The sequence below is a fragment of the Frankia sp. QA3 genome (assembly GCF_000262465.1).
GTDB lineage: Bacteria > Actinomycetota > Actinomycetes > Frankiales > Frankiaceae > Frankia.
The window spans coordinates 5,014,859-5,037,063 of sequence record NZ_CM001489.1 but is presented as its reverse complement, the minus strand read 5'-3'; the positions used below and the strand labels follow the sequence as shown (position 1 = coordinate 5,037,063).

Sequence of the window (22,205 nt, the reverse complement as noted above, 5' to 3'; positions counted from 1 at the left end):
GAGTTCCCCGAGGTCTGGTAACTGCCGAGATGAACTATGTGGCCGCAGCATCTACCGTGCGTGAGGGATTCACAGCCAACTGTCGCCTAGATGTCGCCGTTCGCGTGGCGGACTCGGGGCGGTGGCTCGGGGCGGAGAACTCAGTCCCTCTGTTCGCCTCCGACAGGGACGGGAGCAGCCGGTGCCGGCTCCGGTCGGGCGACCTGGACCGGCTGTCGGGCCGGGATGAGCAGCAGGGCGAGGAAGGCGGCGAGAGCGAGCATGGCGCCGCTGACACCGACCGCGGCGGCGTAGCCCGCCGCCAGCGCCGTGTCCGGAGCGCCGTCGTGGTGCTCGGTGACGGTGATCGCCGTCGCCGCCAGGGCCGCCAGCCCCACCGCGCTGCCGATCTGGCGGGAGCCGGTGATCAAGCTGGAAGCCATCCCGACCTCTGCCGGAGCCACGCCGATGGTCGCCGCGGTGCCGACCGGCACGACGCACAGGCCGATGCCGCTGCTGGTCAACAGAGATGGGCCGAGGACGGAGGTGAGGAAGTTCCCGTCGGCGGTGAGCGTCACCGCGAACCATCCGAACCCGGCGGCGGCCGTCAGACCACCCGCGCTGAGCAGCGCGCGTAGGCCGAACCGGTTCACGGTGCGTGCGGCAACGCCTGAGCCGAGCACGGCGCCGAGGGCGAACGGCACGAACGCGACCCCGGTCGCCGTCGGGCTGTAGCCCAGCACCTGCTGCAGGTAGAGCGAGACGAAGTAGAACGCGGCCGCCTGCCCGGCGAACAACAACAGCACGAACAGGTTCGCCGTGGCGACCGTGCGTTGAGCCAGCAGACCCATCCGTAGAAGTGGCCGTGCGCTACGCGACTCGACCATGACGAACACGGCCAGCAGTACCCCCGCCGTCGCCAGGGTGGACAGCGTCATCGCGGAACTCCACGGATGGGATTGGGTGCGGACAATGCCCAGCACGAACACCGAGGTCGCAGCCGTGGCCAGCACCGCCCCGGCGAGGTCCAGCCGGGCGACCGCGGCCCGGATCACCCGCCGGTCGGCGGGGATACGGTTCGCAGTCGCCACCAGGGTGAACGCCACGACTGGCACGTTGACGAACAGCACGGCCCGCCAGCCGGCCGACTCCGTCAGCATCCCGCCGACCAGCACCCCGACGGCGCCGCCGAGTGCGGCCGCGGCGCCCCACAGCCCGAGGGCGCGGGCACGCTGCGGCCCCGCCGGGATGTGCAGCGTGATGAGGCTGAAGGCGATCGGGGCGAGGACCGCGGCGCCGACACCTTGCGCCGCGCGGGCCGTGATCAGCTCTCCCGGAGTCTGTGCGAGCCCGCCGGCCAGACTCGCCGCCCCGAACACCGCGAGGCCGGCGAGTAGGACTCGGCGGTGGCCGGCGACGTCGCCGAGCCGGCCACCGAGCATGACAAGGCCGCCGAACGCGAGGGTGTAGGAGTTGACGATCCAGGTCAGCCCCCGTCGCTGAAGCCGAGGTCGGTGCGGACATCGGCCAGCGCGACGTTCACCACGGACATGTCCAACGCGACCATGAACTGCACGAGCAGCGCAACCGCGAGCAGCCAGCGGCGGGCCGCCGCTGGCATGCTGACGGGGGCTGGATCCATGACAGGCTCCTTTCGGGCGACCGGCCTCGACGCGGCCCGGATCGCCGAACGCATCGCAACTCCATGTTGCGATGCGTTCGAGAGTGGCATGTTGATCCCCTCTAACGCAACCAGGGGTAGCGATAACGATGGAGCAGGAAGCGCGGCCCAGCCCTGCGGGCCGTCCGGTGGGGCGGGGACCCAAGGTGCGTGCGGCGGTGCTCGCCGCAGCGATGGCGGAACTCGCCGAGGTCGGCTACAGCGCTTTGACCATGGACGGCGTAGCGCAGCGGGCCGGCGTGCACAAGACGACCGTCTACCGGCGCTGGCCCGACCGTGATGCGCTGCTTGTCGACGCGCTGACCGACCACGCCGCCACCCAGACACCGATTCCTGACACCGGCACCCTGGAGTCCGACCTGCGCGAGCTGGCGCGTTCGATCGTCGCGCTGCTCATCTCCAGCCCCGCCGACCGGGCCTGGATCGCGGCGATGTCGTCCGATGCTGCGCGGCTGCCGGAGATGGCCGCGGTGAAACGTCGCTTCTACGCCGACCGCTTCCGCCGGGCCGAACCGGTCGTCGACCGCGCCGTGGCCCGCGGCGAGCTGCCCGCCGACGTCGACCCGCCCGAGCTGCTTAAGACCCTCATTGCACCGATCTATCTGCGGTTCCTCGTGACGGGCGAACCCGTTGACGACGCTGTCGCCGAGCATGCGGCCCGGGTCACGGTCGCGGCCGCGCGAGCCGGAGTGCTCGGCAGCGCCCCAAGGTGATCCACGACCATCTGCGGGACCTACCGGGACCCCGGGCGCCGACGGGCGGTTGGCCGTCGCCGCGACCATCCGTGCGAAGCACGCTTGACGGTTTCCGGGATGCGGCGGAGCCTTGATTCGCGCCGAGTTTCGCCCTTGCCGGTCGGGCCGCCCTCGCCGGCTGCTCGCCGCCAGGGTATCCGCATCCGCGGGCCCGCCTGCGGGCCCAGCCGGTCTGGAGGAAGTCTGATGTCGCGAACGGTCCTGCTGCCGAACGCCGACCATCCGATCACTGTCGAGCCGACCGGCGGGCGGGTGGTCGTCCGGATCGACGGGCATGTCGTCGCCGACTCGCATGACTCGCGCACGCTGCGCGAGGCCAGCTACCCGCCGGTGCAGTACATACCGATCGCCGACGTCGACCAGAGCGTGCTGCGCCGCAGCGACACCACCAGCTACTGCCCGTACAAGGGCGACGCGAGCTACTACAGCGTCGAGACCTCGGACGGCACGACGCTGCGCGACGTCATCTGGACCTACGAGACCCCCTACCCGGCCGTCGCGGACATCGCTGGCCGGATCGCCTTCTACGCCGACCGCGTGGAGATCACCACCCCCGACGCCGACGCGTGAACTCGGCGGCGCGGCATCCATCGCGGCTTCGCCTCGGCCGGGGCCACGAGCGCAGGTTCCGTCGGCAGTAAGGCTCGTGGCATGCGGCGGATCGTCATCCTCGGCCGCGGCGGGGCCGGGAAGTCCACCCTCGCCCGCCGGCTTGGGGAGATCACCGCCATTCCCGTGATCGAGCTGGACCAGCTCTTCTGGCGTCCCGGGCCGCGGCCCAGTTTGCCGCAGGAGTGGGCACAGACCGAGCGGGAGGCCGTCCGGGCGGATGCCTGGATCATGGATGGCGATCTCGGGCCCTACGAGGTGTCCGTGGACCGGTTCGCCGCCGCGGACGCCATCGTCGTGCTCGACTTCTCCCTGCCCCGCTGCGCCTGGCGGGCGTTGCGGCGCTCGCGGGAGAACCTGGAGTTCTGGCGTTGGACGATCGGCTACCGGCGCCGCAGCCTCCCGCAGGTCATGGCCCGGATCTCGGCGCGCGGCGCCGCCGCGGAGCTCCACGTGGTGCGCAACCCGCGGGAACTGGAACGGTTCGTCGCCCTGGTAGCGGCCACGGCCGGTCGCGGGACGACCAGCGCCTCCTGAGCGCCCGCGCCTGACCCGCCGGCACGGGTCGGGCGCGCCGGTCGGGTCAGGCGAACCGGTCGAGCGCGTCGCGCAGGTACCGGCCCAGGGTTTCGCTGCCGGTGTGGCCGGAGTCGGTGATCGGGACGAGTTCGGCGCCCGGCCAGGCACGGGCCAGCTCCCAGGCGACGCGGAACGGGCCGCCCAGGTCGTGGCGGCCGTGGATCAGCACCCCCGGGATGCCGGCGAGCCGGCCGGCGTCGCGTAGCAGCACGCCTTCGTCCAGCCAGGCCCCGTGTGCGAAGTAGTGCGAGCAGATCCGTGCCAGCGCGAGCCTCGCCCGCTGCGGGCGGCTGCCGTATGCGCCCGGCTGCCCGTTCGACTCCAGTGAGATGACCGCGTCCTCCCAGGCACACCAGTCGTCGGCGGCCCGTCGTCGCACCGCCGGGTCGGGGTCCGCGAGCAGGCGTGCGTAGCCGGCGACGAGATCGCCGTCGCGGTCCGCGGGCGGCAGTGCGTCGCGGAACCGCTCCCACTCCGCGGGGAAGTACCGGGCCACGCCGCGGTAGAGCCAGTCGACGTCGCGGCGGCGGGTCATCGTCACGGCCGCGAGGACGATCTCCGACACCCGGGACGGGTGGCGCTCGGCATAGGCCAGGGCGAGCGTCGAACCCCACGAGGCGCCGTACAGCAACCACCGGTCGATCCCGAGGTGCTCGCGGAGCAGCTCCATGTCCGCCAGCAGATGGCCGGTGGTGTTGTGCCGAAGGTCGGTGTCGTGGTCGCCGGCATGCGGGGTGCTGCGACCGCAGCCGCGCTGGTCGAACAGGACGATCCGGTAGCGGCCCGGGTCGAACCACCGGCGCGCCCCCGGCGAGCAGCCCGAGCCCGGCCCGCCGTGGACGACCAGCGCCGGCCTGCCGGTCGGGTTGCCGCAGACCTCCCAGTAGACGAGGTTGCCGTCGCCGACGTCGAGCGTCCCGGTGTCGTACGGCTCGATCGGCGGATACTGCGATCCCATCGGCCGATCCTGACCTACTGGTCACGGTGGGTACCGGCAGTGGTCGGGATTCCGATCGTGTGGATCCACTCCTCGTAGCGACCGACCGGGAGGAAGCCGAGGGCGGCGTAGAGGCCCCGGGCCAGCGGCGTCGACTGCAGGGTCGCGGTCCGCGCCCCGTCCTGTTCGGCGACGGCGAGCACGTGGCGCAGCAGCGCCGTCGCCAGGCCGCGCCGTCGCCAGGCCGGGGCCGTCCCGACCGTGTAGATCCCGCAGTCGGTGCCGTGCCGGAAGCTCCAGGCGCCCGTCACCGCGGCTCCGTCGCGCAGCAGGACCCAGGCGGCCAGGCCCGGCACCGCCTCCGGCGAACCGAGTTCGGCCGTGTCGAGCGGTCCGTCGGCGGCCCGGATGGCCGCGTCGATCGAAGTGCGGACGACGCCGTCGGTCCGGGTCGGCCCAGGTCGCAGCGCGGCCCGCATGACGAGCGTCGTGGTGTCACGAGTGAGCCCGTCGACCGTGCGCGGCTCTTCGGGGGTGCTCGGCTCGTCAGGGGTGCTCGGCTCGTCGGGGGTGCCGAGGTCCGTCGCCCGGCTCGGGATCCACAGCGCCCACGTGCCGACGCCGGCCGCGGCGTACAGCTCGCCCAGCCGGGCCGCGACCGTCGACGCGGTGGCCACGTCGTCGAGCAGGATCGCGTTGTTCAGCGGTGCCCAGTCCGGAAAGACCGCCGCGATCGCACCGGGCGAGTGGATCAGCCTGGCGCCCGGCGATGTTAGGGCCAGGGCCGCCCAGCTGGCGAGCAGCGTCTCCTGCCCCGGCAGCGTCGTAGCTGTGCTCGTGCCCGCCGGTTGCCCGGTCCCATGCCCGGTCCCATGCCCGGTCCCAGTCATGCGTCCGCCTCCCGCCTGTCTGGCGCGGGACGTCGATGCCGGCCCCGATGGCTCCGTCGACTATGCCCTTACGAGTTCTTCACCACCGTTCCGTGCCGATGGTCACGGCGGAAGGGTGACAGTAGGTTGTCGCCGGCCCGGGCAACGATCGAATCATGACTGAGTTCGCGATCGCACCGCCGTCCGCTGTCCGTACCGATCCCTTCGTCACGACCGGGCTCGACTGCCTCGCCGAGACCGAGGCGTTCAACGCCGCGTTCGAGGCCAGGTCGGGCTCCGTGCCGGACCGCAGCCGAGGGGTGGACGCCGCGACGCTGGCGACGCTGCGGCGCAACCGGGTGGGCGGCGAGGCGCCGCCGGTGCGCACCTGTCGCTGACCAGCCTGCTGCGGCTGCGGGACCGACACGCGATCACGGGGGCGTTCCGGGCGGCCCACCTGACGTTCGGGGTTCCTGTCGTGGGCGGGACGTAGCGTCCGGCCGTGACCCGAACCGACCGGCTCTATGCGCTGATGGAGGAGCTGCGGGCGGTGGCGCCGCGTCCCGTCACGGTGCCGGCGCTCGCGCGGCGCCTGGAGGTCAGCGAGCGCACCGTCCAGCGTGACCTGAAGGCGCTGGCGGAGACGGGCGCTCCCGTCTACAGCGCTACCGGGCGTGGCGGCTGGTCCGTGGATCCGGCGATGACCCTGCCGCCGATCGGGTTCACGCCAGGTGAGGCCCTGGCGGTGGCCGCCGCGCTGGCCGCCGCGGAGGGTTCCGCGCCGTTCGCCGACGGCACCCGCGGCGCCATGCGGAAGATCGCCGCGTTGCTGTCCGGCCAGGCCCGCGTCGAGGCGCACGAACTGGCTGCCCAGATCGTCGCCCTGCCGTCCCGGATCGATCCGGCGGTCCGGGACGCGGTGGAGCGGGCCCTGACCAGGCGGGAGGTGCTGTCGCTGAGCTACCTGGACGCCGGCGGGCGCACCTCGGAGCGGGAGGTGGAGCCGGCCGGCCTGCTTACCACCGAGGGCCGCTGGTACCTGGTGGCCTGGTGCCGCCTGCGGCGCGCCCCGCGCGGTTTCCGGCTCGACCGGATCCGCGGCGCCGCCCCGACCGGGCAGGCCGCCCCCCGGCGGGAGCTCGCCGACCTGCTCGGCTCGGCCGCCGCGGGCGCGGTCACCCCGGCCGTGCTGGACAGCCTCGCCCCCTGATTCAGCCAGCCAGGCCTACCCGTGCCGACGCGGCCCGGGTAGGACCGGGCCGGCGGTGGGCGGGGTGGGTCGGCGGTGAATCAGAGGTTCTGGCCGCCGGACAGTTCGATGCGGGTGCCGTTGGCCCAGCCGAAGCCGTCGGCGAGGAGCAGCGGCACGGCCGCGCCGATGTCCTCGGCCTCGCCCACTCGGCCGAGCGCGATGGTGCTCGCCACCGCCTCGTTGAGCTGGGCGTTGTCCCGGAGCCGGCCGCCGCCGAAGTCGGTGGCGATCGCCCCGGGCACGAGCGCGTTGACCCGGATGCCCCGCTCGCCGAGCTCCTTGGCCTGATACCTGGTCAGGACCTCGATCGCGCCTTTCGCGGCGGCGTAGGCGGAGGTGCCCGGATGGGTGTAGCGGGCCAGGCCGGAGGACACGTTGAGGATGCGCCCACCGTCGGCCAGCAGCGGCAGCAGCGTCTGGGTCAGGAAGAAGGGCGCCTTGACGTGAATCCGGAACAACTCGTCGAACTGCTCCTCGGTCGTCTCCGTGAACGGCGCGTACAGGCCGACTCCGGCATTGTTGACGAGGTAGTCGACGCGCTCGGCGCCGAGGCCGGCGAGCGTCGTGCGGACGTCGGCGGCGAACCGGGCGAAGCCCGCGCTGTCGCCCACGTCGAGCTGCAACGCCGCCGCGGGCACCCCCTGCTCCTCGAGCTCCGCCACGAGCCGATCGGCCTCGTCCTTGCGGCTGTTGTAGGTGCCGATGACGCCCACCCCGGCGCGGGCGAGATGGGTGGCCATGCTGCGCCCGAGGCCGCGGCTCGCGCCGGTGATCAGAGCGATTCTGGTGTCGGACATGATTCCTCCCGGGACACGCCACTGGTGCTTGCCATTCACCCTGGCACCGCCGCCGGCCTTCAGCGGCGTCCCGGTCATCCCCGGATCGCGAGTCCGGGGATATGCGGGCCGCCCGCGGTCATGATGGGGACGTCGAGTGGGCCGTGCACGCACGGTGCCATGTGAGGTCCGATCGAGTGCAACCGCGGAGGGGCCGCTGTGCAGCGCCAGGAGCTGGGTGTCTTCCTTCGTCACCGGCGGGAGCTGCTGAGGCCGTCCGACGTGGGGCTGGTCGCCGGCGGTCGGCGGCGGGCCGCGGGGCTTCGCCGCGACGAGGTCGCCGTGCTCGCCGACATGTCGACGGACTACTACGAGCGGATCGAGCAGGGCCGCGGGCCGCGGCCGTCGCCGTCGATGCTCGGCGCGATCGCGCGGGCGCTGCGCCTCACGCTGGACGAGCGCGAGCACATCTACCTGCTGGCCGGCCATGAAGCCCCACCGCGGCACTATTCGCTCGGCTACGCCGACGCCGGCCTCATGTGCGTGCTGGATGCGCTCGCGCCCGCCGTGCCGGCGCTCATCTCGGACGACCTGTCCAACGTCGTGGCGCAGAACCCGCTGAACGTCGCGCTGCTCGGCCCGATCGCCCGCGCGCAGGGCCGGGCGCGCAACTCTCTGTGGCGCTGGTTCACCGATGGCGAGCTGCGCTCGCGATACCTCGCCGACCAGCACGACACGCTCGGCCGTGAGTATGTCGCGGACCTGCGCGTGACGCTCGGTCGGCGGCACGAGGACGAGGCGGTCCGTTCCCTCGTCGCCGAGCTGTCGGCGGCCAGTGCGGAGTTCCGCGAGGTGTGGGCGCGCCAGGAGGTGGCGGTGCGGCGGACCACCCGCAAGGTGCTCATCCATCCCGAGGTCGGCCGGCTCGACCTGGAGTGCGACGCCGTGGTCAGCCCGCCGTCGGGCCAGCGGCTGGTCCTGTTCCGCCCGCAGCCCGGCTCGGGGGCGGGCGAGCGCCTGGAGATGCTCGCGGTCCTCGGCACCCAGACCTTCCCCGAGTCCAGCCGTTCGCGCTGAGGCTTGCGTGGTCAGGCCGGGACGAGACCGTGTAGCGCCGCCCACCGGCCGACCTCCTCCCGGCGCAGCGCCGCGGCCAGCAGCTCGGAGAACCCGTCCGGGGTGCAGGCGAAGGCCGGCGCGCCGAGCTGCGCGCAGGTCGCCGCGAGTCGGTGGTCGTAGGCGGGGGCGCCGTCGTCGGAGAGCGCCAGCAGCACGGTGACCCCGGACTCGACCAGCCCCTGCAGCCGGGCGATCAACGACGACTGGTCGCCACCCTCGATGAGATCGCTGATCAGGATGAGGACGGTGTCGGCGGGCCGGCGCACGAGACTCGCGCCGTAGCCGACCGCGCGGTCGATGGCGAGGGCCTCGGCCAGCCGCACGGTCTCCACGACCGAGGCCGTCGAGGCGGGCAGGTCGGCGGCCCGCAGGAGCGCCGCGACGCGGGCCACCCAGCGGGCGCCGACCTCGTCGGGCGCGGCCCACAGGTGGTGGTACCAACCCGGTGACGTGACGCCGGCGCCGTAGCTCGAGTCGGCGCTCAGCAGCGCATGCGTCCATGGCACCCACGTCGTGGCGGTGCGTACCGGTCGGCCGCCGCGAAGCAGCTCGCGGTCGGCGGCGACGGTGGTCCGGCCGGTGCGGCCGGTCAGCGTCGGGACGTGCCACGCACCGCAGATCACGGCGACCCGGCGGGCGGCCTCGGCGCTGGCGGCGCGGATCTCCAGGCGCAGGTGCGCTTCCCGCAGCTCCTCGCGTCGGCCCTGCGCCTGCCGCGCCACGCCCGGACCGGGCTGGTGCGCATCGGGCTGGTGCGCATCGGGCTGGTGCGCATCGGGCTGGTGCGCATCGGGCTGGTGCGCATCGGGGCTGGTGTGGGTCGGGATCGCGCAGCGCCGCCATGGACTCGGCCACGGCGGCGAACAGCTCCAGCGCCGGCGAACAGCTCCAGCGCCGGCGAACAGCTCCAGCGCCGGCGAACGGCCAGAAGGCGGCGTCGCGCGGCTCGTCGACGGCATAGGCGGTCAGCGCCACGGGCGGGGTGAGCGCGCCGACGTGGGTGAGCGCGCCGACGTGGGTGAGCGCGCTGTCCCCCTCGGGCGGCCCCTCGACGAGGACGAGGTCCGGATCGAGCTCGGCGAGCGCTGCCCGCACCGCCCGCGCCGAACCGGGACCGTGATGACGAACTCCCAGGACGGTGACGGGCATCAGGCGCCGCCGGCGACGCTGATCTCGTCCAGCACGGTGATGAGCGCGTCCTGCACCTCGGCGCCCATCCGGGTGAGCTCCTCGACCCGCGCGATCGATCCGCGGGTCATCGCGCGCATCACCGGCGAGGGCACCAGCGCGTCGGGGGAGGGCCCCTCGGCGATGAGGCGGGCGTAGTTCCAGCCGTACCGGACGGCGTCCTCGGAGGTACCCGCCGTGCCCTGCACGACGAGCGTGGAGTCGCCGCAGACCGCCGCGGCCAGGTGCTCGGACAACCAGGTCTTGGCCGTGCCGGGGCTGCCGAGCAGCAGCAGCGCCCGGTCGTCGGATCCGTCCAGCACGCCCTTGACGATGCGTGCCGCGTGCGGTGCCAGCACCGGGGCCCCCTCGGGTGCAGCGGGGGCGGGGGCCGGCAGCGCGCTGGCGTCGGCGGCGAACAGGCCGGCGCGGCGGCCACTGGCCACGAGGGCCGCGGTCCGCAGCAGGGCGGTCGCGGACAGGCGGTCTGCTCAGGGGGCCCGCTCCCGGGGGCCGCGGAGATGGCCGGCGGGGGAGAGTCGGCGCCGGGCCGCGGCCGGGACGGCATCGCCGCCAACGGCACCAGGTCGAACCCGTCCCACTCCACGGCCAGGTCGAGGGAGTGGCCGCCGCTGAGGGCCAGCAGGTGCCAACCCCACTGGGCGCCCGCGTCGGCCGCCAGCGGCAGGGCCTGGCCGGCCTGGTCTCGCAGCAGCCAGCGAGCGCCGATGCCCGACGGGCCTCCGCCCTGCCGGCCCTTCCGCGCCGCCGCGCCCGTCGGCGCCTTGTTGTGGGCGTCGACGAGGGGTGGCAGCACGGTGAGCTGCCGGACGATGAACGCGACGGGGTCGGCCCACGGATCCGCCGCCAACGCCGGGGCGAGCGCCGCCAGCGCCTCCTGCCAGGTCCCGGCGGTATCACCGGCGTCGGCGGCGGCCAGTTCGGCGAGTGGCTCCGGTGCCGTGGTGGTCTCGGCGAGGGCCACCCTGGTCGGACGACGCCCCGGATACGCGGCCACCTCAGCCTGGAAGCGGGTGAGGACAGGCAGAGTCGGCGGCGGGACCTCCTTGGCGGGGCCGTAGGAGACCAGCAGGGCGAGCCGTTCGATCCCGGCCACCCGCAGCCACTGCCGCCGACCCCGCAGCTTTCCGGTGGTGAACCGGCGCTCGCCGAGGACGTCGACCGGCCCGGTGAGCCGCTCGCCGGCGAGCACGTCCGAGGCGCTGCGGGAGAAACCGATCCGGTCGCGCACCACGTCGGCCAGTGCGGGCCCCACCTCCCCCCGCCTCGACCAGCCCTCGCAGAGCAGGTACAGGCGGCCGAGCTGGTCGGTGAGCCGTGCCGGCCAGTCGGGACCGCCGGTCGCGGCGATCCGTGCCATGTCGCGGACGACCTCGGCCAGTCCGGGTGCCTGCGCGTCGACCATCCGCGCGGCGGTCGCCTCCCACCAGGAGGCCGGCTGGACCTGGGCGGCGCCGAGCCCGCCGTGGGCGAGGCCGACCAGCCAGCGGCTCAGTTCCGCGACCCCGGCGTCGACCCGGGCGTCCCGCCGCGCGAGCCAGTCCGCGGCCCAGTCCGGTGGATCGTCGCCGGTGGCCAGCGCGGCCGGGGTGGCGCAGGCGAGGAACAGCAGGCCGAGGGGCGTGCTTGCAGGGGAACTTCCGGCTCGGGCAGGTGCCGGAGGACGCGAACTCGGCGCCGGCCACCACCACCACCCGGTACGGCGTGGCACCGCTTCCCCGGCACGCCCCCCACAGCGCCTGGCCGGACATGCCGAGGCCCGACCAGCCGCCGGGGCTGCCGAGCCGTTCGCCCGCCTGGGCGGAAGCCTGGTCGGGCGCCAACACGAGGACGGTCTCGCGGTCCATGGCCGAGACGGGTGTCAGCGACATGCCACGGAGTCTGGCCCCGGCCTCCGACACTTCTGCCCGGCGCAAGCACGCGGACGAAGGCCATCGATCTGACCGAGGCAGGCGACCATGCCTCGGTCAGGCTGAACAACTCTGGTTCCCGGTCGACCGGCTGCGGGCGGGCGGCCTCCGCCCTACCCGTGACTCGGAGGATTGGCGGCCGCGGTTCACCGGCCGCGGGCACGGCTGGCGAGGCCGCTGAGCAGATCCAGCGCGCAGCGCCCTGTCCGCGTCGTTCATGGGAAGCAGCCCGCAAAGGATGCGGTTCACGTAGGCGTGGCAGGTTTGAGGTCAGACAGGCGCGGACCCCGGACATTTAAGATCTGTAGCGCCGGGCATGCCGGTAACTGACTATTCCCGGTCACCCGGCGGCCGGGGAAGAAACGACGTGTTGTTGTCGCGGCCGGTTCCAAGCTAGCTGAGACAACACATCGAAGGCCGACCGCCGACTGGAGTCGAGCCTTCCGGCCGGTTGTGTTGTCGGCGTTAGGACACGCCGGCGCACACCGGCCTTGTGCCATGTGCCCGGCTCGTGCGGACGCCATAGAGCGCCTGCAGTCCGTCGCCTATCTCCTCTTTCGGAGGAGCGTTCTGGGGCGTTCCGCGTCGACGCAAACCGGGGATTCCGGGGGTTGAGAGGCCTGATGGTAGGCCTCTGGAAGGCACTGGAAATTTGGTCCGTCCGCGCTGACACGCTCGTTGGACGCGTCCGCTCGCGCGCCCACCCAGCTAGATTGCGCTTGCGGAAAAGGCAGGTAGCAAACTCTAGAATGGTGGTCCAATGAAAAAGGCAGTAGGGCGGTGCGCCGCTCTCGTCACAATGTCGGGTGTGGCTGTCGTAGTGGCGCTGGGTCCGGGAGCGGCCGTGGCTCAGGCCTCGGCCGGCCCTGATGGCACCGGCGATTTTGTCAGTGCGTCGGATCCGTCCAAGGAAACGCTGTGGTTCCCGGGCTACGGCTCGTCCTGGCGCCCGGATGACCAGGAGACTGGCGACTACCAGGACAAGCGGCGTCCCGGTGACAAGAAGCGCGACATCAAGAAGAAGAAGGAGACCCTCGAGCTCGAGCGTGTGCTCTGGTTCGACAAGAAGGACAAGCACCGGGGATGGGACTCCAGCGGGCTGGCCGAGGAGGATTCGGCCGAGGGTGACGTGGATTCTCCGAGGCTCGTGGGATGGGACCCGCGGGGCGACTGGTCGCACCCCAAGCACAAGAAGCACGACATTAAGAAGAAGAAGGAGAGCATCAAGCTCGAGCGTGTGATCTGGTTCGACAACAAGGACGACCACAAGAAGTGGGACGACCACAAGAAGTGGGATGACCACAAGAAGTGGGATGACCACAAGAAGTGGGACGACCACAAGAAGTGGGACGACAGGGATTCGAGCTGGGGTGAGGACGACGAGCAGGAGAACGACGACCTCCAGCCGGCCGACTGGCGATGACGCGGCAGCTGTCGGATCTCCTGGGCTAGGGCAGCAGCGCTTGGCGATCAGTTAGGCAGGTGGCCGGACTGGATCGCCGTGCCGGCCAGACCGGTGCGGCGGTCGCGGACGCCGAAAAGGCCACCGGTTGATCATCGTGGGTCGCACCGACTCACGGAGATCGACCGGTGGTCTTGGGCCCCGCGTTGGGCACTGATCACCAGTGCGGGAGCGCCGGCACCTTCTCCTTCTCTCCATCGCGGGCATCGTCGACCAGGACAGCCGGTACCGCGTCCGCAACTACAGGAAACAGATGAAAGCCGCCGCCAAGGCCGGAGCCTCCAGGCCTGTGGTTTCAGGGCAGGGGCCGGCGGTAGGCGCGGCGGTGAGGGAGGGTCGGCGGTTCAGCTAAGCGTCGCATGGATGATTGCGCCGGGTTCCGGTCCTGCCTGGGCGACCACGGCGCCGTCCGGAGCCCACACGCCTGAGCGACCGGAGGCGTGGTCGTATCCACCCCCGGTCGAGCCGGCGAAGCTGGCCAGCGCGACCCACACCCGATGATCGGCGGCGATCCGACGGGCTCGCTCTTCTTGGACGCGTCCCTCATCGGCGGAATGCAGAATTGCCGCGACGTAGAGGTCGATGCCGAGAGCGGCGGTCGCCGCCACGTGGTGTGCGATGCCGGTGTCCCGGCAGATGGCCAGGCCCAGCCGCCAGCCGTCTACCTGGATCGCGACTGGTTCGCTTCCGGCGGTGAACCGGCAGGCCTCGGCGGCGGCGAGGTTCACCTTGCGGTACGCCACTGATGCGCCGTTGCCGTCCACGGCCAGCATGGCAAGGTGCGAGGCGCTGGCTTCGCCGGCGAGCGGAGCACCCGCCAACGCCACGGAACCGGTGGCGGCGCATGCCTCGACAAGGGGCAACAGGCGCCGATCCTCCGGCGTGATTGCGGAGGCGTCCAGTTCGTATCCGGTCAGGGACAACTCGGGGAAAGCGACGACCCGGGCAGCCGCATTACGTACTACGGCGGCATTTCTCAGCGCGTTCGTCGTGACGTCATAGGGCGCGCACGGCGGTTGGGTGACGGCTACGGTCAAGGGTTTTCGCAAGTGGGACGCCATCCGCCGACACTACTCACTCGGCGGCGACGTCGGGCGTCGGATACGAAGGTGCGGCGTGACGCACGGGCGTGGGGTCCCACGGCTGGGCACTATGCGCCGCCACCGCCTTGCCGGCGTGATTCTCGACTACTACGTCCGGCACCGGGGCCGGCGACCACCGTCGGCGAGTGGTGCTGCATCTCCTCGACGGCGTCGACGTACGGCCGGATCTCGGCAAAGAACCTCAGGAGACCCGCGTTATCTACCGGCATGTCCAGCCGGCAGTACCGCTCCCGGACGGTTGGGGCGGCGGTTCACACAATGGCCGGTTCGGTGGCATCGAGCTCGACTCGGTCCGCGGTGAGTCCCTCTTTGGGCAATGCGTCGATTGCCCTACGGGCGACAGCTTCTCCGCGTGCGCCGATGATGCCGGTGGCGCCGGAATGCCGGTGGAAATCCGACGTCATGTGCCGAAGGTGCATCCGCGCGAGTGAGACAGCGCACGGTCAACTGCGTGGCCGGAAACGTCGGTAGCGTGTCCGCTCACCGAGGCGCCGGAGCCTCCGCTCATCTCGCCCGATGGGATCGGTCCGTGGTCGAGTAGGCGGGCCAGCGTCATCTCGACACTTTGTCCTTTGCTGTTGCCGCGGTCGTCACGGACCTGTAGCTGCCCGGGCCTGTGCCGCGACGACGGTGTCACGTCCTGCGGGCGGCGGATGGCCGTCGCCGACCGGCGAGCGGAACAGGTCCGGTGCTGGAAGTGGCAAGGGATGCGCCGCCGGCGAGCGCAGGCCTTCGAACACCACTGCCAGGTAGCGGCGCCACAGTGTGGGCTGATGGTCGGAGAGGGGCGCGGCGGCCTGGTAGACGCCTCGCAGGAGCAGGACGACGTCCTGGCCCGTCACATCGCCTCGTATCCCCCCCTGGAGCTGAGCGCGCTCGGTGAGCACCTCGGTGATCTCTGTCAAACGGTCGGCGGCAGCCTGGATCTCCAGGTTGTCGTGGAAGATCCCGATGGCGGCCTGGCAGAGCGAGCGGTCGTGGGTCTGGAGTTCGACCACCGAGGTCATGAACTCGAGCAGGGCCGCGGTGGGGTCGGCGGCCTCCGACAGCGCCGTGCCGGCCGCAGAAAGGTAGTCGAGCTGATCGCAGACGATCGCGGCGACCAGATCGTCCTTGGTGGGGAAGTGGCGGAAGACCGTGCCCTTGGCTACGCCGGCCTGGCCGGCGATCTGCGTGATCGAGGCCTGCGTACCGTGCTCGGCGAAGACCACGGCCGCCGCGTCGAGCAGCAGCCGCCGGTTACGCGCGGCATCGGCCCGCAACCGGCGTGACTGTGACGCGGCCGACATGCCTCACCCGCTTATGCGCTCCTGCTGGATTCAGCCCATCCTAGCAAGCTGACCGACCGGTCCGCTTCTCTGCTACGCTCATAACATGACCGGTAGGTCATGTTTGGTTGCTACCACAGGTAGCCGATGGGAGCGGAGCGAGGATGCTGGTGGCCACCACGATGCGCGCGGTTGTCGCGGACGACTACGGCCCCCCGGAGGGGCTGGGAGTCCGGTCGCTGCCGGTTCCCCGGCCGGGTCATGGACAGGTCCAGGTGCGTGTGCGTGCCTCGGCTCTCAATCCGGCCGAGGTCCGGGTGCTGGACGGCACGATGCGCGCCATCGCGCCCCTGAGCTTTCCGCACGTGGTCGGTCGCGACTTCGCCGGTACCGTGACCGAGACCGGAAGCGGCGTGAGCCGGTTCGCCGTCGGCGACGAGGTTTTCGGCTTCGGATTTCCCCACACCATGGTCGACCTTGCCGCGCAGGTCGCGTCGCCGCCGTCGCTGACGACGGGCACGCTGGCCGAGTATGCGGTCTTCGAGGCGGATACCCCCGGCCTGGCATTGCGTCCCACCGGTCTGACGGCCGAGCACGCCTCGACGCTGCCCACCGCCGGCCTGACCGCGTTGGTGCTGGTACGAGTCGGGGAGTTCCGGCGCGGTGACGTCGTCGTCGTGATCGGCGCCACGGGCGGCGTCGGCAGTGTGCTGGTGCCGCTGCTGGCCGCGGCGCAGGTGCACGTCGTCGCCACCGCGAGTCCCGCCGACGACGGCTACGTGCGCGATCTGGGGGCGGCCGAGGTCATCGACCACCGTGCCACCGACGTCGTCGACGAGATGGTGCGACGCCGCCCGGACGGAGCCGACGCCATTGTCAACCTCGCGCTTCCCGGTGACGGGCTCGTCGACGCCGCTCGGGCGATCCGGCCCGGTGGCCGGCTGCTCAACATTGTTTTCCCCGCTCCGGACACCGCCGCGTTCGAGGACAAGGACCTCACCGTGGAGACCGTCATCACCAGTGCACGGCCGGGCGATCTGGACGCGTTGGCCGCACGGGCGCTGGACGGCTCGCTGCCCGTCGCGATCAGCAAGCGGTACCGGCTCGCGGACGGTGCGCAGGCCTGCGTCCATCTTTTGCGCAATCACACCCGGGGGAAACTGGTTGTCGTCGGCGATGAGGACGCATAGCGCGTTGGGCGGGCGGGAAGCGGCCATCCACGGGTGTCTAGCGGTTGCCCTGGGGTAGAACGGGGAGTCTCACCCCTGGCCCACCCGACGTCATGGTTGGTACAGAACTCAGGGTCACGCTTCCCCGAGAAGATCATGATACGTTTTGCCTGATCGCCGACATGCACCTCGAGAGCGACGCAACCTGCTCCGGGTCGAGCGCGCTGAGATGATCGGCGTACCGTCACAACCCTCTCGGGGGATCGCCCTTGACCTCGTTGACGTCTTGTTCCGACGCGCCCCGCTGAAGGTGGTCTATCGCCTCGACAATTCCCGCTGCGCGACCGTGAATTACCCAATCGATGCCCCTTTCGATAGGTTCACCATAAAGTTCAGGATGGCGATAAAGTCCTCGTTCTATGGTTGTCTTGTCCATTTCAACAGATTGTACATTCCGCTGCGCCCACAAGTCTGCCCGAACTCCCGTGACTTGCCATGACACGCGCTGGCCCGACCGACCTCCACCAATCCTGAACGTACCGTGAGACACTTCCCGCTGGATATGAAGTTCGGGGGCCGGACTGCCTAGCGGAGTGAGCTGATAGCGAAAGTCCTGATTGAGTGCCTCGAACCAGCTCGGCAGTGTCACATCCGCGGAGCCGTCCGCGTCTAGTTCCACGATTCCGTCATACACGTTCTTGCGTTGATCGGACTCGACAAAGCAGTGGTGTAGGTACTTGTTCTGCGGATCCTGCGGATGATCGATAATGAATCCGCCGCCCGACTTGTGAATTGGCCCCGTAACGTTAACTGCTCCGTGGAAGCTCCCCGCAAAAGCATACGGTCCGACATTCTTGGGGTTAGGGCTGAACCCGAAGACGCCAGTACCACTACCGCTGGCCCAGCCAATGACACCGGTGCCCGATTCGGTGTAGCCGGCGACGCCGTTAGCGTCAGATACTGCGCGTCCAGCAACCGCTGTGTGTCCCTCGGCCTCAGCGCTTCCTTGGACTGCAGCTGCGAACACGTTTGGGGTGGCGTCAGTGATTTTACCCACCACCCCAAAAATTTTTCCTCTGCCAACCACACCCATTCCCAAATTATGATCGCTCTCACCGGTGATGCCAGCACCAAAGCCACCGAAAGCCATGCCGCGCACACCGCTTGCACCATTTGGGGTAGCTACTCCCACTACGCCACCCATCCCCCAGTCCGAAGAGGGTGCAGCGCCTAGTCGTCCGACCACTCCGGCGGAAGATTCGCTCGTCCCAACGACCCCGTTCAACCCGTATCCCTCAACGCCACTTCCCCCTCGCAGGCTTTCCCCCCGCACGCCAACTCCGCCTGCGGCATGAGTTCCTGCGACGGCGGCGAAGCCGTCGCGTAGCGCCTCGCCTTTGACGCCTTCCTGCTGTTCGCTGGAAGCGTCGAGGCCCGGACCGGCGTCTCCTCGCGCAACGATCCCCGTTGCGCCATTTCCTACCACGCCGGTACCCCTGGCGGCTGCCTGGCCGAAGACACCAATGCCGCCAAAGCCCTCGGCGAGACCGACGACCCCGTTGCCACCTTCGGTCGAGGTGTTGCGCCCGAAGACCCCAGAGCTGCCGCCGGCCTCGGTCGTGCCGAAGACGCCGTTATCGCCCCTGCTCTCCCCACTGACCCCGACACCAAAGACGCTCGACGCCGTCATGCCAGTGGCCTGCTCAGACTCTGCAGAAACACCCACGCCGCCAAGACTTCGGGCCGAAACACCGGGGCCGGAGTTGCTCAGACTCAAGACACCGGCTCCGGAATCGCTGAATGTCGAGACGCCCGAGCCCGTCACGCTGCTGGCAACGACGCCCGCGTAGCTGGGGCCCTCGCCGATCACGCCCGTGCCCGAAGGACTTGTCCCCTTGACCCCGAAACCGCTACCGTCCTCGTCGATCCCCTGAATGCTGGGCATAGTCTTGCTCTCCTCACCGGGCTCTACACCACGAACCTGCCTGGACCTTCACGTCATCGTAGGTGCTGCCGTGAATCAACCGTGGCTGATCAGATATTCTGGGAGATGTCTAATTGTTGACAGATCTCGGATGCGCTGCATTCGGTGCGGTGTCGGCGGCCACGGGATATTGCCCAGTATTACAGTCGCGGTTTCACTGTAGGCTACTGATCGCGCTCGACGGGTAGCCGACTGTAACTCGCCTCGCGACTACGCGGAGTGACGTCTTGGAATGCCGCACTGGAATCACACTCGTGGGATTCGGGGCGGCCGTGGTGCGTAGTCCGATGCGTGAGTATCAACAAACCCGACACGGCCGCGGTGGCCAGCATAGGGGACGTCGCTGATCGCACGGCGCGCGTCGACGCCCGGGTCCGAGCCGTTCTGCGCGAGGTGATGGCGCGGGAGCGCAGCACCGACGTCGCGGTCGACTACGTCCAGGCCCTGTCAGCAGGGGGTAAGGCGAACTGCTGGACGCTGGCGGAGACGGCCGGACATGAGGGCTGGGGCCGGATGCAGAGCCTGCTCGGCTCCTACCGATCCTACGTGGCGATCATCCCGCGCGACTACCAGGTCACCCTGCCCGGCGACCTGCGCGACGCCTCCCTCAAGCTGCTGCGCTTCCGGCTGTTCGACCTGCCCACCCGGCTCACCCGCGGCCAGCGGAAACGCTGGCTGCACCTACGCGCGGACTGGCCCTGGATCGACGCCGTTCTCGGCAGCTGGACCCGGGTCAAGGCGCTGCCCGCCGTGACCTGACAACCCTTTCCCGCCCCTCCGGGCGCGAAGGGACCTCCGGGCCGTGGACCCGGCGACGCGACCGTCGCACCCCACCCCTGCCCACAGACAGGAAACCTAGATCAAAAACATCATCCGCCGATCACACGAGGGCACCCGCCAACCCCGTGAACGATCTAGGCTTGCTGGCCGCGTATCCGGCGCCGCGCGCATCCGCTTCATCTTTCCGAGATTGATGGGGACCAGCGGGTATCGGAAGGATGGAGCGGGACGGGGCAATCCGCACTCGGCTGACCGCTTAGCATTAGGTTCTGATCTGCGGACTCGCGGGAGTCGGAGCGAAGGACCACGGCGGGAGACCGTGTCAGCGTTTGACGTGCCGGAGCGCGCGTCGGTAGCGTGACTGCTACTTTCTCCCCGCCGTCTTCCGGGACTGGCGGGGCTTTTTCTAGATCGGCTACGTCATGCCCCCGCGGGTCGCTGTCTTCCTCGACTACCAGAACGTCCACCTCTTGGCGCGCAGCAGGTTCCTACCCTCCGACACACCTGGCCAGCGTGGACACGTGGATCCCGTGCGCGTGGCGCGACGGATCGTCGGCGGGTGACGACTCGGCGGTGAGCTCGCGGCGGTCCGTGTCTACCACGGCCGTCCCAGCCCCGATCACCAGCCGGAGGCCGCGAGGGCCAGCGACCGGCAGGCCGACCGCTGGGCCCGTGATCCTCGGGTGGTCGTTATCCGCCGGCAGCTCCGCTACCCGAAGGCATGGACGGCCAAGCCCGCCCGGGAAAAGGGCATCGACGTCGCTCTCGCCGTGGACTTCGTGCGCCTTGCCTGCGAGGAAGCGTATGACGTCGGTGTCCTGTTCAGCCGGGACACGGACCTCGTGCCCGCGCTGGAGACCGTCCGCGATCTCGGCGCTCACGTGGAGGTCGCGAGCTGGAAGGGCACAAGCCGACTCCGCTTTCCAGACTCACAGCTTCCGTGGTGCCACTACCTGGACGCCGACGACCACGCAGCCTGCCTGGACCACACCGACTACACGGCGATCTGACCGGCGCCACAGTGGCCGGGACCGCCGTCGTGAGGGTGTCGGGCTGTATCCGAGCAGAGCGATGATGCGGGCGAGAGCTCTGACCACGACGCACTGGCGCCACTGATCGGGAGAATGCTGGACCATGGCCACGGAGGAGTCGGAGCCATTCGTTTTCGTCTCATACACCAGCACCTCCTAAATATGTTCTGGCCGGCGAATTTGTGTATCCCGACGCATCATCACCCGCGGCGACGTCGCGGGTACGGTGACCGAGGCAGCTCGCCTTTCAGACCTTGGTCCAGGCTGAACCATTGGACCATCTGATCTTGTCGGGCGGTTGCAGCGTCCCCGTATACGTCGCGTCGTCGGGAAAGGTTACCTGAATGACGGAGTTAGCGGTAATGGATCCGTGCGCTACCGGACGATCGTAGTCCGACATGTCAATCGTGAGTGATTTGGTGCCTTCAGAGATCACGGCTTTCTGGGTACTACCGTCGGTCCAACTTCCGTTCAGGTCCAGCACGGTGTTGACAACCTTGGTCCATACGGATCCATTGGACCATCTGATTTTGTCGGGTGCTCGCAGGGTGCCCGTATAGGTCGTATCGTCGGGGAACGTTACCGTAATGGTGGAGCCGTCAACGACGGACCCACGAGCCGCTGGACGATGAAAAGCCGACATGTTAACCGCTAGCGACCTGAACTTTACGGAAATAGTTGCATTCCGAGAGCTTCCATCGGTCCAGAGGCCATTCAATTCAATCAAGGTTCTGATCGTGGCCCAGTCCGAGGGGAATCCTATTGGCCATGCATCGTTGCGATAGTTGGGGCAGCCCTCGCCCGCCGTGACGATGTCGGCAAACTGTGCGTGGTGCCATTGCGCCCGGCACAGCACCGCGACCCGCTCTGGCTGTGGAGCGTTGATTCCCCACTCGTACTGGTCGACGTAATCGTCATCATGATCGGAGTCGTTTGCGATCTTGACTATCTGACAGGGAGCGTCGACCGACATGTAGTAGTGCGACGTAAGGTCGGCAGCCTGGAACCTGGCTTTGGTACCACTTATGCTGATTTCTCCTCCCATCGACCAATATGGAAGAATGCTGTCCCGCTTCCAGGCGTGGAAATTCAGCCGGCCGGCGCCCATGCGGTACTGCACCAGGGAGCCGTCGTCCGAGGCCCAGCGCTCGGCGCCGTTCACCATGCCGGTGCTCTTCAGATGCGGCGTAGCTGAGGGGGCCGCGTCCGCGCCGCTCGGCGCCCCTGCTGACCCGCGGCTAGCCCGAAGATCGATTATCTGGCCGCCGAGGACGAGCGTGCCGTCCGTCGAGGAGATGGCGTCGAGCACGGGATCGCCGAAGGTGAATACCTGAGTGCCGTCAGCGGCGCGCCGTACGTACCTCCCCCTGCGGGACAAGGACCCGCGGCTGCCTCCGCCGCCCTCCGACTGTCCGCCGAGAGCCTCGCCAAGGTAGGCGGTGAGTTCGTCGAGATTGTCGAACGTGTACCTGCCGGGGCGGATCGATACATCGTGGGTGACAAACTCCACCCGACCATCCTGCCGGATGGTCCTGGCTTGAGCGACGGTTAGAAGATCCTGCATAGATGTCATTTTTCCCTCCTGACAAAAAATCATTTGATCCGTTCAATGTTGCGGACTGTACGCAAACGCCGCAGTGGCCGTCATCGGCGTCCGTGGTACGCGGCTCAGTGAAGGTCGTAACCGGAACAGTCGCACTGGCAATCTCTGTGCGACAGCACATGAGCTCACCCTCGCCCAGTTGCAGCTTGCA

Annotated in this window: 21 protein-coding genes and 1 pseudogene; 11 read left to right on the top strand and 11 right to left on the bottom strand. The window is 69.7% G+C overall.

Annotated features, from left to right (window positions below; genetic code table 11):
* Window positions 1-140: 140 nt before the first annotated feature.
* Window positions 141-1,421 (bottom strand): MFS transporter, encoded by a 1,281-nt coding sequence (locus FRAQA3DRAFT_RS20705; RefSeq protein WP_051054418.1) that lies wholly within the window; start codon window positions 1,419-1,421, stop codon window positions 141-143.
* Between the two features lie 44 nt (window positions 1,422-1,465).
* Window positions 1,466-1,621 (bottom strand): hypothetical protein, encoded by a 156-nt coding sequence (locus tag FRAQA3DRAFT_RS37500; RefSeq protein ID WP_232291685.1) that lies wholly within the window; start codon window positions 1,619-1,621, stop codon window positions 1,466-1,468.
* Between the two features lie 185 nt (window positions 1,622-1,806).
* Between FRAQA3DRAFT_RS37500 and FRAQA3DRAFT_RS20700 the strand changes: the two genes are divergently transcribed.
* The 3 genes from FRAQA3DRAFT_RS20700 (at window position 1,807) to FRAQA3DRAFT_RS20690 (ending at window position 3,561) form a co-directional block, all read left to right on the top strand.
* Window positions 1,807-2,373 carry a TetR/AcrR family transcriptional regulator gene (locus FRAQA3DRAFT_RS20700; RefSeq protein ID WP_009741002.1) on the top strand — a complete coding sequence of 189 codons (567 nt, stop codon included), beginning with the start codon at window positions 1,807-1,809 and terminating at the stop codon, window positions 2,371-2,373.
* A 228-nt stretch (window positions 2,374-2,601) separates the two neighbouring features.
* On the top strand, window positions 2,602-2,985 hold the full coding sequence (locus tag FRAQA3DRAFT_RS20695) for a DUF427 domain-containing protein (RefSeq protein WP_009741001.1): 384 nt from the start codon (window positions 2,602-2,604) through the stop codon (window positions 2,983-2,985).
* An 81-nt stretch (window positions 2,986-3,066) separates the two neighbouring features.
* Entirely contained in the window at window positions 3,067-3,561 is a 495-nt protein-coding gene (locus FRAQA3DRAFT_RS20690; RefSeq protein ID WP_009741000.1) for a hypothetical protein, read from the top strand.
* 46 nt (window positions 3,562-3,607) lie between these two features.
* Here the strand turns inward: FRAQA3DRAFT_RS20690 and pip are convergent, their stop codons facing one another.
* Together pip and FRAQA3DRAFT_RS20680 are read right to left on the bottom strand one after the other, a co-directional pair.
* On the bottom strand, window positions 3,608-4,561 hold the full coding sequence (pip, locus tag FRAQA3DRAFT_RS20685) for a prolyl aminopeptidase (protein ID WP_009740999.1): 954 nt from the start codon (window positions 4,559-4,561) through the stop codon (window positions 3,608-3,610).
* A gap of 14 nt (window positions 4,562-4,575) precedes the next feature.
* Window positions 4,576-5,430 (bottom strand): GNAT family N-acetyltransferase, encoded by an 855-nt coding sequence (locus tag FRAQA3DRAFT_RS20680; RefSeq protein ID WP_009740998.1) that lies wholly within the window; start codon window positions 5,428-5,430, stop codon window positions 4,576-4,578.
* Between the two features lie 155 nt (window positions 5,431-5,585).
* On the opposite strand from FRAQA3DRAFT_RS20680, the gene FRAQA3DRAFT_RS20675 reads away from it, so the two are divergent.
* Both FRAQA3DRAFT_RS20675 and FRAQA3DRAFT_RS20670 read left to right on the top strand, forming a co-directional pair.
* Window positions 5,586-5,807 carry a hypothetical protein gene (locus FRAQA3DRAFT_RS20675; protein WP_009740997.1) on the top strand — a complete coding sequence of 74 codons (222 nt, stop codon included), beginning with the start codon at window positions 5,586-5,588 and terminating at the stop codon, window positions 5,805-5,807.
* Between the two features lie 104 nt (window positions 5,808-5,911).
* Complete coding sequence (locus FRAQA3DRAFT_RS20670) at window positions 5,912-6,619, top strand: YafY family protein (protein WP_009740996.1); 708 nt, start codon at window positions 5,912-5,914, stop codon at window positions 6,617-6,619.
* An 80-nt stretch (window positions 6,620-6,699) separates the two neighbouring features.
* Here the strand turns inward: FRAQA3DRAFT_RS20670 and FRAQA3DRAFT_RS20665 are convergent, their stop codons facing one another.
* Window positions 6,700-7,458, bottom strand: a complete 759-nt coding sequence (locus FRAQA3DRAFT_RS20665) for an SDR family NAD(P)-dependent oxidoreductase (protein ID WP_009740995.1) — start codon at window positions 7,456-7,458, stop codon at window positions 6,700-6,702.
* A 198-nt stretch (window positions 7,459-7,656) separates the two neighbouring features.
* Between FRAQA3DRAFT_RS20665 and FRAQA3DRAFT_RS20660 the strand changes: the two genes are divergently transcribed.
* Window positions 7,657-8,514, top strand: a complete 858-nt coding sequence (locus FRAQA3DRAFT_RS20660; RefSeq protein WP_009740994.1) for a helix-turn-helix transcriptional regulator — start codon at window positions 7,657-7,659, stop codon at window positions 8,512-8,514.
* 11 nt (window positions 8,515-8,525) lie between these two features.
* Here the strand turns inward: FRAQA3DRAFT_RS20660 and FRAQA3DRAFT_RS37495 are convergent, their stop codons facing one another.
* Together FRAQA3DRAFT_RS37495 and FRAQA3DRAFT_RS34215 are read right to left on the bottom strand one after the other, a co-directional pair.
* On the bottom strand, window positions 8,526-9,278 hold the full coding sequence (locus tag FRAQA3DRAFT_RS37495) for a DUF5682 family protein (RefSeq protein ID WP_009740993.1): 753 nt from the start codon (window positions 9,276-9,278) through the stop codon (window positions 8,526-8,528).
* 450 nt (window positions 9,279-9,728) lie between these two features.
* A pseudogene (locus FRAQA3DRAFT_RS34215) lies at window positions 9,729-10,205 on the bottom strand (AAA family ATPase); the annotation flags it as partial.
* Window positions 10,206-12,462: 2,257 nt separating this feature from the next.
* On the opposite strand from FRAQA3DRAFT_RS34215, the gene FRAQA3DRAFT_RS20640 reads away from it, so the two are divergent.
* Window positions 12,463-13,077, top strand: a complete 615-nt coding sequence (locus tag FRAQA3DRAFT_RS20640) for a hypothetical protein (protein WP_157467533.1) — start codon at window positions 12,463-12,465, stop codon at window positions 13,075-13,077.
* A 383-nt stretch (window positions 13,078-13,460) separates the two neighbouring features.
* Here FRAQA3DRAFT_RS20640 and FRAQA3DRAFT_RS20630 read toward each other — a convergent pair whose 3' ends face one another.
* Window positions 13,461-14,165, bottom strand: a complete 705-nt coding sequence (locus FRAQA3DRAFT_RS20630; protein ID WP_035923182.1) for a carbon-nitrogen hydrolase family protein — start codon at window positions 14,163-14,165, stop codon at window positions 13,461-13,463.
* A 179-nt stretch (window positions 14,166-14,344) separates the two neighbouring features.
* Here FRAQA3DRAFT_RS20630 and FRAQA3DRAFT_RS35285 point away from each other — a divergent pair, with 179 nt between their 5' ends.
* Entirely contained in the window at window positions 14,345-14,650 is a 306-nt protein-coding gene (locus tag FRAQA3DRAFT_RS35285; RefSeq protein ID WP_157467531.1) for a hypothetical protein, read from the top strand.
* 159 nt (window positions 14,651-14,809) lie between these two features.
* Here the strand turns inward: FRAQA3DRAFT_RS35285 and FRAQA3DRAFT_RS20625 are convergent, their stop codons facing one another.
* Complete coding sequence (locus tag FRAQA3DRAFT_RS20625) at window positions 14,810-15,508, bottom strand: TetR/AcrR family transcriptional regulator (protein ID WP_009740990.1); 699 nt, start codon at window positions 15,506-15,508, stop codon at window positions 14,810-14,812.
* A gap of 143 nt (window positions 15,509-15,651) precedes the next feature.
* Here FRAQA3DRAFT_RS20625 and FRAQA3DRAFT_RS20620 point away from each other — a divergent pair, with 143 nt between their 5' ends.
* Window positions 15,652-16,677, top strand: a complete 1,026-nt coding sequence (locus FRAQA3DRAFT_RS20620; RefSeq protein WP_009740989.1) for an NADP-dependent oxidoreductase — start codon at window positions 15,652-15,654, stop codon at window positions 16,675-16,677.
* Window positions 16,678-16,900: 223 nt separating this feature from the next.
* On the opposite strand, the gene FRAQA3DRAFT_RS35280 is transcribed toward FRAQA3DRAFT_RS20620, so the two are convergent.
* A complete protein-coding gene (locus FRAQA3DRAFT_RS35280; RefSeq protein ID WP_009740988.1) occupies window positions 16,901-18,601 on the bottom strand; it encodes a hypothetical protein in 1,701 nt (566 codons plus the stop codon).
* 330 nt (window positions 18,602-18,931) lie between these two features.
* On the opposite strand from FRAQA3DRAFT_RS35280, the gene FRAQA3DRAFT_RS20615 reads away from it, so the two are divergent.
* Window positions 18,932-19,399: a hypothetical protein gene (locus FRAQA3DRAFT_RS20615; protein WP_009740987.1), complete on the top strand. Its 468-nt coding sequence runs from the start codon at window positions 18,932-18,934 to the stop codon at window positions 19,397-19,399.
* A gap of 704 nt (window positions 19,400-20,103) precedes the next feature.
* Window positions 20,104-20,430, top strand: coding sequence for an NYN domain-containing protein (locus FRAQA3DRAFT_RS20610; protein ID WP_035921270.1), 327 nt, complete (start codon window positions 20,104-20,106; stop codon window positions 20,428-20,430).
* A gap of 268 nt (window positions 20,431-20,698) precedes the next feature.
* On the opposite strand, the gene FRAQA3DRAFT_RS20605 is transcribed toward FRAQA3DRAFT_RS20610, so the two are convergent.
* Window positions 20,699-21,961, bottom strand: coding sequence for a hypothetical protein (locus FRAQA3DRAFT_RS20605; RefSeq protein WP_198286941.1), 1,263 nt, complete (start codon window positions 21,959-21,961; stop codon window positions 20,699-20,701).
* Between the last annotated feature and the right edge of the window lie 244 nt (window positions 21,962-22,205).

Bases quoted from the DNA above. Each gene is read 5' to 3' on its own strand.
- FRAQA3DRAFT_RS20705 (WP_051054418.1), bottom strand. From the start codon at position 1,421: ATGCTCGGTGGCCGGCTCGGCGACGTCGCCGGCCACCGCCGAGTCCTA.
- FRAQA3DRAFT_RS37500 (WP_232291685.1), bottom strand. From the start codon at position 1,621: ATGGATCCAGCCCCCGTCAGCATGCCAGCGGCGGCCCGCCGCTGGCTG.
- FRAQA3DRAFT_RS20695 (WP_009741001.1), top strand. From the start codon at position 2,602: ATGTCGCGAACGGTCCTGCTGCCGAACGCCGACCATCCGATCACTGTC.
- FRAQA3DRAFT_RS20690 (WP_009741000.1), top strand. From the start codon at position 3,067: ATGCGGCGGATCGTCATCCTCGGCCGCGGCGGGGCCGGGAAGTCCACC.
- pip (WP_009740999.1), bottom strand. From the start codon at position 4,561: ATGGGATCGCAGTATCCGCCGATCGAGCCGTACGACACCGGGACGCTC.
- FRAQA3DRAFT_RS20680 (WP_009740998.1), bottom strand. From the start codon at position 5,430: ATGACTGGGACCGGGCATGGGACCGGGCATGGGACCGGGCAACCGGCG.
- FRAQA3DRAFT_RS20675 (WP_009740997.1), top strand. From the start codon at position 5,586: ATGACTGAGTTCGCGATCGCACCGCCGTCCGCTGTCCGTACCGATCCC.
- FRAQA3DRAFT_RS20665 (WP_009740995.1), bottom strand. From the start codon at position 7,458: ATGTCCGACACCAGAATCGCTCTGATCACCGGCGCGAGCCGCGGCCTC.
- FRAQA3DRAFT_RS20625 (WP_009740990.1), bottom strand. From the start codon at position 15,508: ATGTCGGCCGCGTCACAGTCACGCCGGTTGCGGGCCGATGCCGCGCGT.
- FRAQA3DRAFT_RS20620 (WP_009740989.1), top strand. From the start codon at position 15,652: ATGCTGGTGGCCACCACGATGCGCGCGGTTGTCGCGGACGACTACGGC.
- FRAQA3DRAFT_RS35280 (WP_009740988.1), bottom strand. From the start codon at position 18,601: ATGCCCAGCATTCAGGGGATCGACGAGGACGGTAGCGGTTTCGGGGTC.